Below are 11,469 nucleotides of genomic sequence, written 5' to 3' on the forward strand. Positions count from 1 at the left end.
AATTATCAGGTATTTAGCAATTAAATTTTCGGTGGAATCAACCTCTTTCATTTGATTGTCTTCCACTTTGATCATGACTGTTTGCGTATCCGCAGGTTTGATGTAGACCGCATCAAATGCAGCAAGGAGAAAAAACAAAACAATCAAGATTATATAAGGAGTGTTTGGTTTTTTATAGCTCGTAGACATTATTATTGATAGATTTATTTGTTGTCTTACAAATTTTTAGAAAGTACATCTGATTCCTAAAGATTCGTTTATCTTAATTTTTTAGTGGTTTATTTGGGGGGATTATTAAGTTTATAGATATCTCTTAATTGTTGATTTAAATAAACTTATTGCAAATTAGTTATTCGTGTCTATTTATATTGAGCACTTAAAAGAGATTCAACAGTTACAATATATTAAAATTTTCTAATACTTCTAATTATTTTGTAAACCTTGCTATCACTTTGATTAAATAACTTGTTTTAAACCTGTACGATTTGCCATTTGGATGGATAACCCGGGACGAATATTTATTTCGAGAACCATCGGGCCTTTTTTTTGATCGATTACGATATCAATTCCCATAAAATTCAATGGAAATACTTCAGAAACCTTTATTGATAACTCAAGAATTTCATGCCAATGGGGTAAAATTAAATCTGTTATTGGTTGTTTATTATCAGGATGTGCCATGAGAAAATCGCTGCCATCAAATATATGTGTGAGTTTACCGGTATCGATTTCAATTCCAACACCAAGCCCCCCTTGATGCAAATTTGCTTTTCCTTCTGATTTGTTTGTAGGAACACGCAGCATAGCCATTGCAGGTTGGTTATCATCAACAATGATACGAATATCGGCTACACCGTCAGGGTATATCTCAGTCAAAAAAGGGTGGGGTACTATTAATTCTTCGATGAGTGCGCGATCATTCTTGCCATAAGAAAACATGCCAAATAAAATATTAGCAATATGGGTAAAAATATGCTCCTCTGAGATAGTCTTTTTACCCAAGATCCATGAACCTTTTTTTTGATGAATCAATTTGATGCCGTCACCGCCACGTCCCATCGATGGTTTAATAACCATACTCTTATTGATTTTCATATCAGACCAGGTCGACTCAATTTCACCAACTTTACTTATCGTTGCATAGGTTTTAGGACATGCAAGTTGATGAGATTCAAGTACTTGTTTTGTTACTATTTTATCGTCAGCATATTTATAATTTTCACGAGCATTTTTGGGATATATGTATTTTATATTTCTTTCATTTAATCCCAGCATATACTGATCAACGCGCTTAAAGGTATTTATAAAAGTTTTAAACACTTTTTACCTCCTTGTCAATACTAGCAAACCGGTCATATTCAATCAGTCTCAATCCAATCCATTTGCCTAAGAGAAGACTCATACCTGCAACTATTAAAAGTGCTTCAGGAAATGTTAAGAAGAAATTTTGCAGTAAGTCGGAAGATAAAATCCATGTACATGTTAGTGTTACGATGATGGTCTGTGCATAAATGAAAAGAGCTTCCTGAAAAGATTCTTCTTCGATTTTTCGGGCAAAACTTTCAGAAATAATTGTGAGTATGATCATTGGGAATGTCAGGGTCGCTGAAGGTTTTACCCATCCTGTTTGGAAAAAAAACTGAATTGATATCAGACTGATAATAGCAACTGCAGTTAGGAGGATAACAATCTTAGGTGTATGAAGGATTTCCCATTTTGCCAGGGGAATGTTTAGTATCCCTATCAAACCGATAATCATTGTAAAGAAGACCAACCCAGGCATAACCCCCATATTCATCAGTGCGAAAGCGATCAAAACCGGTAGAAATACACCATAGGTATCCAAACCGATGACATTTTTGAATATCGCAACAAGGTAGGCACCCAAAGGTAAAAGAAGTAATACAAGCAGTGGCTGCAAAGGGATGATATCTGAATCAATGAGTTCCCAGATATTTAAAATTGCATAGTTTGGGTAATGATTTGTTCGTTCTAAGTTTACTCGAATTTTGAAACTTGGAGGGTTGTTACCAGCACTGGTTACAAATGAACTGTCACCTGTAAAAATCATTAAATAATTTGATGGGAGTTGGGCAAAATGTCCTTCATATGTATCAAATGGAATCCAATTTCCGCCAATATTTGCTTCGGCCCAACGATGAATTGATTGCGTGCCTTCAGTTAGAATAATGCCACCGACAACTCTTGCAGGGATATTATTAGCATTGAAGAGAGCCGCCAGAAGCCTGCTTTTACCGATATCTGAGCATCTTTGTAATTCTAAACACTCTTTGGCACTCATTAAAATTGTTTGGCCTGCTGATGGGATATCTCGAACATATTGATAGAGTTGGTTTGACAACGAATTAATTGAAGAATCCGCTTTATTTCGTAATTCATCAGCTAACAAAATGATCTCCGGATCTATTGATACACTTACATTGGGAGAATGCAAGGAAAATTCATTTGCTCTTGGTTGTAAATCATCTTGTGTTAAATCTTCATCGATTATGAACTCTATAGGCCTGGATTGTACTTTATAGGATATTGTAATTGTTGTATCCGTATTAAAATTACCACCCATTAAAAGAGTTTTATTCTCATTTTTTGTAACTAATTTCAAATCATCCCATTCAAATTGAGTTGAATCCAAAGCAACATCTTGTCTGACAGAATTCTGAGGAAGATAGGTTTCGATTGATAAGCTGTCGATTCGTCCGTCAATCTGATATTCATATGTAATTTCATAATTTAGTTGAGAGATGAGTCCCGGATCATCATCATATCCAGCTGCGATCCTGAGCCCAATCCAAAAAATAGGTAGGATAATCAGCAAATAGTATGTTATACGCATATATGTAGTTTAAGAAGTATAGATTGATATTTATGTATAAACACAGATTTAACGCATGGTTACCCCGTACCAAAAAACAATTCAACTAATTTATTAATAAATTTTAATATTTACGAACAGATGAATTCTAACACTGCATTTTTAGATATTGTGAGAGTGAGGTGTTTGAAAGGCGAATTTGGATGAACGTTTCAGAACTGTAAACATGTGTTGGGTTAGACTGTTAAACTAAAATTATGTACAGCAAAAAGAGATATCTCAAAAAGAACCGTAATCATATTTTTAATTTCATAGTCAACCACCCGTTTGCCACCTTTGTACTAAACGGGGATCGATTACTGGGAACCCATATACCGATACTGGCTGAGGGCCAGTCAGCTACATTCAGGTTGTTCGGCCACATATCAGATCATTTCAATGAACAGAAGAAATATTTAAAGGATGGTGTTGAAGCTCTCCTTATTTTCCATGGGCCGCAGGCGTATGTATCCTCATCGTGGTATCAAAAGAACAACATAAGTACGTGGGATTATGCAGCAGTTCATGTGAATGCAAAGATAACTGTACAAACCGATGATGAACTTGAATCATCACTCAAAAAACTTGTCCACCGGTTTGAAAAAGATCAGGAGAAGCCACTTTTTTTTGATGAGATTCCAAAGAAAATGATAGATGATCATTTTCCACACATTACCGGCTTTTGGGCAGAGCCGTTTCATATAGAAGGGGTGGCAAAATTACACCAAGGTTATAAAGAGGAAGATGTTGAATCGACGATTAAACACCTCGAAGAACAGAATGATCCCGCAGCAAGGTGTTTAGCTGAATCAATTAAGAAAGAGCATGGGAAGTAAATCGACGATAGAACGAGAGACTTCGATTAGGCTATCATCCCCCTAAATCCCCTTACGAAGAGGGAAATTTGGGTGCTTTTCCCAAATGGGGGATGGCCTAAAGCTTCATACTCAAAAAATTTCTGACTTCTCTTATATGGTTTTTCTATTTTTTAAATACCCATACAAAAATTCATCATAACTATTACCGATAACACTATGCGCTCCAATTGGCTTTCACTGTCTCTTGTTTTTCTTCTATTACCTCTGCTTTCATTTGCTCAACCACACCCTGACCAAGTTTATGAACCCGATTTCTTACCGTTTTCGGTATGGTACAGCGGGGGAGATGCCCGGGCCCCGATGCTCTCTGAAATCACCCCGGAATCTGAAGAAGAGTGGAGAGCAGACCTGCAGCAGATCAAAGATTTGGGATTTAATACAGTCCGGACCTGGGTGGAATGGCAGCGGGTTGAACCGAGGGAAGGGGAGTATCACTTTGATAATTTGCGATTATTGATGCGATTGGCGGATGAAGTGGGCTTGAAAGTGTTTATCCAGGTATATGCGGATTCAGCACCGGAGTGGCTTGGAAGTCAGTTTTCAGATGCAAAGTTTACGACTCAAAGCGGAGTTCAAGTTGAACCACAAGCCGCGCCTGGTTATTGTGTGGATCATGCCGGAGTACACGAAGCGATGATGGATTTCTATACCGAGACCGCCAGAGTAGCCAATGAATACGACAATTTTTACGGGTGGGATCTGTGGAGCGAGCCGCACATCATCAACTGGTCGAACATAGATTACGTGCAGAATGCGCAATTCTGTTACTGCAGTTATACGCAAGAACGTTTCCGAAACTGGCTGCGGGATAAATATGGGTCACTGGATAATCTGAATACTGCCTGGCACCGAAGTTTCAACTCATGGAACCAGGTAAGCCCCCCGCGATTCAGTACCATTCTGAGCTACACCGATTACCTGGATTGGAAAACGTTTATTTACGAGAAACTACAGGAAGATCTGGCAGACAGGTACAATGCTGTTCGGGAAGCTGATCACTCGAATGTAATTACCTCTCATGCCGCCGTTTCCTCAATTATTATATCTCCACATATGGGAGTGGGAGCCACAGATGATTTCCTGATGTCCGATGCCGTTGATTATTACGGAGTCTCGATTTATCCGAAGCATAATCACCCTGAGCGACACTGGCCGGCATGGCGCGTGATGAATATGATGGATTTCACCCGCAGCGCGAATATCGACAATAACGGCTGGTATGTAGGAGAGATGCAGGCCGGGAAAGGTACGATTGCCCTGTTGGTAAGCGACCCGGTTACGCCCGGTGACCACAACGTTTGGGCGTGGACAGCAATTTCAAAAGGGGCGAGAGGAGTAAATATATATGCCTATCACCCGATGTCATCCGGGTATGAATCCGGAGGGTATGGTTTGATCAACCAGGACGGGACACTTACCGACCGTGCGTACAATGTTGGGGAAATCGCCCAAACGGTTACGGAGAACAACGACCTGTTCCTGAAATCCAAACCGGTTCCGGCTGAAGTAGCGATTGTGTACAACCCATTATCACAAATGGTGGGTGGTGCACAAAGACGATCCGATTATCCGGGCGGACACCATGATTCGTTGATCGGTTACTACCGCGTATTTGCCGAAAATAATATCCCTGTTGATTTCATCCATCGGCAAGATCTGGAGGAGAAAGACTTATCTCAGTATAAATTGGTGGTGCTTCCGTGGTCGATGATGTTGACTGATGAAGCTTCCGACGGTATCAAACAGTTTGTTGATAATGGTGGACATGCCGTGGCCGAAGTCCGGACAGCATGGAATGATGAACGGGGATATGCCTCAAAACGAATCCCGGGTATGGGACTTGCTGAAGTGTTCGGTGTATATGAAGACCAGGTGTGGATGCGTGAAGAACCGCTCGAATTTCCAATCATGGATCGTGATCACCCTGCAACACAACCCCTTCAGGCCGGCCAAAACCTGACAGGTACACTTTACGGGAGTAGTTTTAAACCCTATGCCGGATCAAAAATTCAGATACTCGGCACATTGGGCCTGACAGGTAAACCGGCCATCACCGTTCACGAATTTGGAGAAGGCGAGGCGATGATGATCGGGACATTTTTAGGGCTGGCAAATCACCCCGACCTCAATGAAGGAAATTCAGTGTTTATAAAAGGACTGGCAGATTGGGCTGACATTGAGCGAAAAGTTACAAGCTCTCACGATGGCAGCGATTCTGCTATCATAGACATCCAGCTCCAGGATAATGAGGATGGGTACCTGCTTTTTGCCGTTAATCATGCGGAAACGGAGGAGGAGGTGAGCATCACTCTGCAGATGGAGGAGAATGGAAATTACTCGTTGAGAGAGTTGACTCAGAAAGAAGAATCAACATTGGAAACTGATGATGATGGAGTTTTGCTGATTGAGACAAATCTTCCCGGTCGGGATGCGAGAGTATGGGAGATTCATAGATAATTCCCCTCTTGAGAGGGGACAGATGCCGGAGCGTTGAGCGGAAGTATCAGGGGTGTGTTCTCGTAATCAAGGCAAACCCACCCCGAGTTCATTCGCTGAACGCTCATTTCACTTTCCCCTCCCAAGAGGGGAGATTTTAAAACTCTGCGAAACTCTGCGTAAAACTCCGCTGCAACTCTGCGAGAACCAATCAACTTAGTCTTCAATCAACCCGCCGGGATAGGAAACCACACTTTCATACCCATCGTTACCAACAGCTGAGACACCAAAAAGGTAGTTGTCTATGACGATTCCTTCGAGTGTGTGTTCACTGACATCTCCAACATATCGTGAATTGGTCCATAAAGGTTCGGTCGTCAGGCGCCAGTAGATTTTGTAGCCTTTAACCAATTCACTATCGGGTTTCTCCCATCGAAGAGTCGCTGCCGGTTCAACGATACCCCCAATTTCTACATTCTTAGGAGCCGGTGGTGCTTTCGCCAAAGATGCCAGTGCAACCGCGTTTACGGCCGTCAGTTTCTTGGCATAATCGAAATTAACTTCTTCGATTACATCGCCATAGTCAATGCCGTTTTCTGTTCGGATATCCTGGTGCTGTTCGGTGTAATCTTCGTGGGCTTCCATAATTCGCACGCCCGCAAACCCGGCTTCATTGAACGGCCGATGATGCCCTCCGCGCCCAAATCGATCCAGTCGATAGATCAGCATGGGATTCATTTCGGGCATGTAGGCTTTTGTCGATTCATAAATGTACCGTGCAAGCTGACGCGAAATGCCATCATTTTCACCCCCGTAAAATCGTTTTAACTGTAGCTCCCTTTCTGTTGCCCTGGCAGAATAAGGCTCTGAAAAAATTCGAAAAGTGCGGTTGTCAATCACACCGTCCACACCTTCAATATTACCGATCATGTCGTTGTTCAGAACTCCTATGATCTCCCAATCTTCTTCAGCGGCTTTTTCCGCCAGGAATTCACCGCCGTACAGGCCTTGTTCTTCTCCGGATAAACCCGCGAATATAATGCTGCTTCCAAATTCATACTGCGATAAAACTCTTGCCGCTTCAATGGTTCCGGCCATTCCTGAGGCATTATCGTTAGCTCCCGGCGCGTCAATCGTTTCATCCATCACATCCGACGCCCGACTATCGATATCGCCACTCATGATTACATATCGGTTGGGATGCGCGGTACCTCTTAAAATGGCGTACTCATTGACAACCCACGTATCCTCATCAATTCGGCTGGTTGTATCGCCCTCAACAAAAGTCCGATGTTCATAGACTTCCAGGCAGCCGTTGCAATCGGTACTGATCGCCTCAAATTCCTCTTTAATCCACCGCCGGGCCGCACCGATTCCACGTGTGTCTGATGTGGTGTCTGACATCGTATGCCGAGTCCCGAATCCGGCTAATGTTCGGATATCAGCTTCAATCCGCTCAGCAATTACGGAATCGATGATAGAATACATTTGTGGGTCATCGGGAAATTCCTGTGCGTGTGCGGAGAGTGTGAACAGGAGAGAGCAAAAGAAAAGTAAAAATCGTTTCATAGGAGGAGTTGGTTCATGAATGATTCGAAGATTTAGTCATGAACTTAAGAAAAGATGGGATTAAATTTATCCGGTTTGTTGGTTTCTTGCAGATTTTCGCAGATGAATCGCTGAGTTCCGCTGAGTAAAAACTATACGAAATCCACCATGCTTCAGGAAGATAACTTGTCCGACTTACTCGGACCAAAGTTTTCTTTTTTGCTTCTTTATTTAAAGAACTTCTCCACGCGCTATTTGTCGCTCTGCTTCAATTAACTCCTGCGTCAAATCGATTTTGTCAATCATGCGCTGATATTCAGAAACATCCACTAAAACAGCGGCACTTTTGTGTGCTATGTTAAGACAAGGGATCGTTTTTTGGTTTTTAAACAATAACTTTTAAGTCTTCAATATGCCTCAATTATATAAAAAACGACTCATGGTTATACTTAAAACGCTATCGTTTTACATTGTTAGGCACTGGGCTTATTTAGTTAAAATTCTGCCTGTATTCAATTGGACTCATTGAGGTGCATTTTTTAAAAAGCTTACTGAAATACTGTGGATATTCGAAGCCTAAATCATAGGCGATTTCACTTGATCTCTTTGAAGAGCCCAAAAGCAATGTTTTTGCTTTTTCAATGATGAAGTGATGAATGTGCTCTTGTGTGTTTTTACCTGTTTCTTTTCTCAATAAATTACTTAAATATCTTGGTGATATATTCATCTTTCTGGCACAAACTTGAACAGATGGGATGCCTGATTCTACTTGTTTATCCGATTTGTAATAGGCTTTTAACACTTCTTCAAATTCGCTTACTACATCTTTGTTCAGATTTGTACGGGTATAAAATTGTCGATCGTAAAAACGGACACAGTAATTTAATAACAATTGAAGATTTGATATGATGAGTGTTTGACTGTGCCTGTCTAAATTTTGACTATACTCTTTTATAATTTTTTGTGAAATATCTGTAATTGTCTTTCGTTCCTCGCCAGATAAATGTAAGGCTTCATTTGACGCATAATTGAAAAAGGAAAAATCATCAATTTGCTTCCCAAGTTCCGATTTCCTGATTAAATCCGGATGAAATACCAAAGTCCAACAATCATCATCTTCTATTTTGTAGGCATTGTTAACTTCTAAAACCTGATTTGGTGATGTAAATACCATAGAACATTCCTGAAAATCGTAGGAATTTCTACCGTATTTTGAAATCGTATAAGGACAGTTCCCCTTAATACTGATCTGATATAAACCCAAAGAATATTTAAAGTTTTCATTGATCGAATGACTCTGCTCTTGCCCAAATTTGAATACAGAGATTAATGGATGTTTAGGTTTTCCCAGGCCTAAAAATTGATGGATTTCGTGAATACTTGCAATCTGTATAATCTCTTGTTTCATTTATGGCGAGAAATGTGATTTTGAAACAGTAGAGTAGATAAGGAATAGAGAAGTAGCCAGGTAAAATATCAATTCCCCAATGTATGCATTTAAACTCCATTGGTCTGACATAAAATCAAACGTTTGGATGGTACACATTACGGTTAAATTTGAAAATAAGAGTATCATGGCAAATGGAGTCCAACTCCAGTGCGTTAAATAACCAATTAAAAATGTACCACCGGTCAGACTAATCAAAAACCAGTGTACAAACTGAAGTCCGCCTGGATAAGCACTGTTTTGAAGTTTTATGATGGGTGTTGTGCCGGTAAAATATTCATAAAAACCGGCAAGACCCCAAACAAGCATTACTGCAGACCAAGCTACTAAAATGACTAAATATATTCTTGATACAATATCCATTTAATTCGTTTTAATTACTTTAAAAGAAGTAGAAAATTAAATGATGCCTAAACCAATTCTGTATTCTAATTGCAGATTATTGTATTCTTTTTGACGTGATTTTTGTCTTGTATCTAATATTGAGGAAAAAATGCTGAAATGATATGTCCTATGAGAGGTAAAACCTCAGCTTATGTTATGAATAAAAGAGTGCATTCACGGTAACCCTATAACGCCCCAGAGGACAGCGGGCGCGCAAAATAGCGTTGATACAATTTCCAGGTTATGAGTTGTCGCCAGCATAATAAAAACGAGTAGGTCCCGGTGAGGCGCTTCCCGTTGAAGCACCTTGTTAGGTGTACAATAAAGTTAGGAAATTAGCAGTTGTGTGTATAGATTAGTAAAATATACACATTAACTTAATCGGTACCTGTATGCGAACGAATGTAGTGATCGATGACGACTTGATGCATGAAGCTTTAAAGCTGAGTGGATTAAAAACGAAAAAAGATGCTGTGGAAGAGGGCTTGAAATTGTTAGTACAGCGAAAAAAGCAAGAAAATATCAAAGAACTGCGTGGTAAATTGCACTGGAAAGGTGATTTAGAGGATATGAGGACCGACGAGAAGTGATTTTAGTAGATACCAGTGTATGGATTGATTATTTCAACGGCGTAGAAAACAAGCAAACCGAAAACCTTGACCGAATCCTTTCTGAACAGTCAGTTCTCTTGGGAGACATTATTCTTACCGAAATTCTACAAGGTTTCGATAGTGACAAAGAGTTTCAATTAGCTAAACAAGCCCTTGAGCCATTAGACTGTGTTCATCTTGGAGGAAAATCACTGGCCATAAAAGCAGCATCTAGTTTTCGTTTTCTTCGATCAAAAGGAGTAACAATTCGCAAAACTGTAGATATGCTCATTGGAAGTTGGTGCATCGAACACGAAGTGGAGTTGCTACACAATGATAAAGACTTCGACCAGATAGCAACTCAGCTGCCTCTACAGATTTACAGTGGTTGATGTTGTACACCTAACGGTTTGGCGGTTGTGCTGCCGGACGACATATTTCGGAGTAAGGCTACAAAACTGAACCGGTCAGCTACGAACCGCTGGTTAATGGCCGAACTCCTTATTAGATTGAATCGACGATCTCTACGACTTTCGCTTTGAGATCCAAAATATCATCAGTTGCTACAATCCAAACCATATTGAGTGTGACACCGAAATATTCATGAATAATGATATCCCTCATCCCGGCAATTTGGCGCCAGGGGATATCAGAATGATCTTCTCTAATTTTTTCAGGAAAGTGCTTTACGGCTTCCCCATAATTTCCAATCTCCTAAGTACAGCGTCCTGTTTCTCTACATTATTATAAAATTCATCTTCAGAAACACCATCAAGAAATCTTTGGATATGTTCAATGCTCTCTAAAATATCCTGAAGATAGACATCTGGCTTTCTTTTGCTCATAACACAGGTTCTTCATCCCTTAGGATATCTTCCTTCAATGCTGGCTTAAGGGCTTCATATTCTACAAGATCAACTTTCATACCTAATTTGTCTTCCAGTTCCTGTTGAATCCCGATGAACTCCAGCAAGCTCATCTTTTTATCGATTTTGACAAGCAGGTCCAGATCGTTCACCACAGAATCACCTCGTGCAGAAGACCCGAAGATTCCGGCTTTTTAATACCGTACTTTTTCAGAATCGGTTTAATCTGTGATTTGATGTGTTCGAGGTTATTCATACTGTCTGGTTTTGAGTATAACCCCAATATAAGAAAAGATAAATGAATTTAGGTTTCAGAATAATTCAGGTTTAAAGTGTCATTAACGGTTTGGCGGTTGTGCTGCCAGCCCGTTTCTATTTAGTTGACTCCGAAGACCAACCTGGTCAGCACGAAGCCATTGTTAACCAACCTTGTGCGGATCATCTGGTC

At 40.4% G+C, this 11,469-nt stretch carries 10 protein-coding genes and 1 pseudogene; 4 read left to right on the forward strand and 7 right to left on the reverse strand.

Going from position 1 to position 11,469, the window contains the following annotated elements:
• Positions 1–456 precede the first annotated feature (456 nt).
• Together L6773_RS19855 and L6773_RS19860 are read right to left on the reverse strand one after the other, a co-directional pair.
• A complete protein-coding gene (locus L6773_RS19855; RefSeq protein ID WP_237856352.1) occupies positions 457–1,320 on the reverse strand; it encodes a sugar-transfer associated ATP-grasp domain-containing protein in 864 nt (287 codons plus the stop codon).
• On the reverse strand, positions 1,313–2,623 hold the full coding sequence (locus L6773_RS19860; RefSeq protein WP_237856353.1) for a 7TM domain-containing protein: 1,311 nt from the start codon (positions 2,621–2,623) through the stop codon (positions 1,313–1,315). The genes L6773_RS19855 and L6773_RS19860 overlap by 8 nt, the downstream gene beginning before the upstream one ends.
• Positions 2,624–3,090: 467 nt before the next feature.
• Here L6773_RS19860 and L6773_RS19865 point away from each other — a divergent pair, with 467 nt between their 5' ends.
• Together L6773_RS19865 and L6773_RS19870 are read left to right on the forward strand one after the other, a co-directional pair.
• Positions 3,091–3,708, forward strand: coding sequence for an FMN-binding negative transcriptional regulator (locus tag L6773_RS19865; RefSeq protein WP_237856354.1), 618 nt, complete (start codon positions 3,091–3,093; stop codon positions 3,706–3,708).
• 198 nt (positions 3,709–3,906) lie between these two features.
• On the forward strand, positions 3,907–6,207 hold the full coding sequence (locus L6773_RS19870; protein WP_237856355.1) for a beta-galactosidase: 2,301 nt from the start codon (positions 3,907–3,909) through the stop codon (positions 6,205–6,207).
• Positions 6,208–6,402: 195 nt separating this feature from the next.
• Here L6773_RS19870 and L6773_RS19875 read toward each other — a convergent pair whose 3' ends face one another.
• From L6773_RS19875 to L6773_RS19885, 3 genes are all read right to left on the reverse strand, one after another.
• Positions 6,403–7,755: a M28 family peptidase gene (locus tag L6773_RS19875; protein ID WP_237856356.1), complete on the reverse strand. Its 1,353-nt coding sequence runs from the start codon at positions 7,753–7,755 to the stop codon at positions 6,403–6,405.
• 469 nt (positions 7,756–8,224) lie between these two features.
• Positions 8,225–9,142 carry a helix-turn-helix domain-containing protein gene (locus L6773_RS19880; RefSeq protein ID WP_237856358.1) on the reverse strand — a complete coding sequence of 306 codons (918 nt, stop codon included), beginning with the start codon at positions 9,140–9,142 and terminating at the stop codon, positions 8,225–8,227.
• Complete coding sequence (locus L6773_RS19885; protein WP_237856360.1) at positions 9,143–9,544, reverse strand: hypothetical protein; 402 nt, start codon at positions 9,542–9,544, stop codon at positions 9,143–9,145.
• Between the two features lie 413 nt (positions 9,545–9,957).
• Between L6773_RS19885 and L6773_RS19890 the strand changes: the two genes are divergently transcribed.
• Both L6773_RS19890 and vapC read left to right on the forward strand, forming a co-directional pair.
• A complete protein-coding gene (locus tag L6773_RS19890) occupies positions 9,958–10,155 on the forward strand; it encodes a type II toxin-antitoxin system VapB family antitoxin (RefSeq protein WP_237856362.1) in 198 nt (65 codons plus the stop codon).
• Positions 10,152–10,547, forward strand: coding sequence for a type II toxin-antitoxin system VapC family toxin (gene vapC, locus L6773_RS19895; RefSeq protein ID WP_237856364.1), 396 nt, complete (start codon positions 10,152–10,154; stop codon positions 10,545–10,547). Before L6773_RS19890 ends, vapC begins: the two co-directional genes overlap by 4 nt.
• Positions 10,548–10,659: 112 nt before the next feature.
• On the opposite strand, the pseudogene L6773_RS21850 reads toward vapC, so the two are convergent.
• Both L6773_RS21850 and L6773_RS19910 read right to left on the reverse strand, forming a co-directional pair.
• A pseudogene (locus tag L6773_RS21850) lies at positions 10,660–11,000 on the reverse strand (HepT-like ribonuclease domain-containing protein).
• Positions 10,997–11,176 (reverse strand): nucleotidyltransferase family protein, encoded by a 180-nt coding sequence (locus L6773_RS19910; protein WP_237856366.1) that lies wholly within the window; start codon positions 11,174–11,176, stop codon positions 10,997–10,999. The pseudogene L6773_RS21850 and the gene L6773_RS19910 overlap by 4 nt, the downstream one beginning before the upstream one ends.
• Between the last annotated feature and the right edge of the window lie 293 nt (positions 11,177–11,469).

This window comes from Rhodohalobacter sulfatireducens, from assembly GCF_022012475.1.
In the GTDB taxonomy this organism is placed as follows: Bacteria; Bacteroidota; Rhodothermia; order Balneolales; family Balneolaceae; genus Rhodohalobacter; species Rhodohalobacter sulfatireducens.

Excerpts from the sequence above, each read along its gene's own strand:
- L6773_RS19885 (WP_237856360.1), bottom strand. The coding sequence starts at position 9,544 with ATGGATATTGTATCAAGAATATATTTAGTCATTTTAGTAGCTTGGTCT.
- L6773_RS19880 (WP_237856358.1), bottom strand. The coding sequence starts at position 9,142 with ATGAAACAAGAGATTATACAGATTGCAAGTATTCACGAAATCCATCAA.
- L6773_RS19870 (WP_237856355.1), top strand. The coding sequence starts at position 3,907 with ATGCGCTCCAATTGGCTTTCACTGTCTCTTGTTTTTCTTCTATTACCT.
- L6773_RS19865 (WP_237856354.1), top strand. The coding sequence starts at position 3,091 with ATGTACAGCAAAAAGAGATATCTCAAAAAGAACCGTAATCATATTTTT.
- L6773_RS19890 (WP_237856362.1), top strand. The coding sequence starts at position 9,958 with ATGCGAACGAATGTAGTGATCGATGACGACTTGATGCATGAAGCTTTA.
- L6773_RS19875 (WP_237856356.1), bottom strand. The coding sequence starts at position 7,755 with ATGAAACGATTTTTACTTTTCTTTTGCTCTCTCCTGTTCACACTCTCC.